This is a genomic window from Escherichia sp. 20412-1, assembly GCF_003027595.1.
In the GTDB taxonomy this organism is placed as follows: Bacteria; Pseudomonadota; Gammaproteobacteria; order Enterobacterales; family Enterobacteriaceae; genus Escherichia; species Escherichia marmotae.
Genome location: NZ_PYQM01000120.1, coordinates 1 through 843 on the forward strand (window position 1 = coordinate 1; position 843 = coordinate 843).

Sequence of the window (843 nt, forward strand, 5' to 3'; positions counted from 1 at the left end):
GTGCAGATTGTAGTGCAGCCCCGTTTCCCTGTCGAGGTACTGTCCCTGGTAACGCAGGTTCTGTTCCACCCTGCCGTGGTCCTTCTCCTGTATCGTGTTACCCCAGACCTGATACCCCGTCTCCCACACGATTTTCCCGTCACTGTCCGTCATCTCTTCCGGCGCGCCGTTCACATCTGTGTGAAAATACAGTATCCGGTTCGGTCCCTCTTTCCCCGCCTTGTCCACCCGCGCCAGCGGTTCATAACTCCCCTGGTCACTGTAGATATACAGGCGGCTTGTCCCCTCCGGCCTGCTCTCCTGCGCCAGCCGCATCCCGTCCCATAAAAATTTTGTCCGGTTGTACGGTTTACCGTCGGGGCTGATGTGCTGTTTTTCCGTCCGCCTCCCCAGCGCATCGTACACATACCGGTATGTCTCCCGCGCTGTCGTCACCTCCACCATCCGGTGTTCCGCATCATAACGGTAACTCTGCGTTCCGCTCCGGCCCTGCTTTTCCACCACCCGGCCGTGTTCGTCATAACGATAGTGCACGCCACGGTAAGACAGCAGCCGGTTGAACGGCACCACGCTGTTTTCTGCCGTGGCCCTTTCCCCCGCGCGCCTCCCCAGCAGGTTTCCCGCCGCGTCGTACTGCCAGCTCGCCAGATACCCCTCATCCTCCGAGCGGCATGCCGTGATGTGGCCCGTGGTGTCATAGAAGTAATCCGTTTCCCCCCGCCGGCTGTGCCGCGTCTTCAGCAGTTCGTCCTGACCGTTGTAGCTGTACTGCCGGTCCGTGAACGTGTCCGGTACCACCCCGCGCATCCCGCTGTATGTCTCCCTGCGCTTCAGTCGCCCGGC

Annotated in this window: 1 protein-coding gene; it reads right to left on the reverse strand. The window is 61.0% G+C overall.

Annotated features, from left to right (window positions below; all coding sequences use genetic code 11):
- Window positions 1-843 (reverse strand): RHS domain-containing protein (locus tag C7B16_RS24270; protein ID WP_143192637.1); only part of this gene is annotated, 843 nt, incomplete at both ends.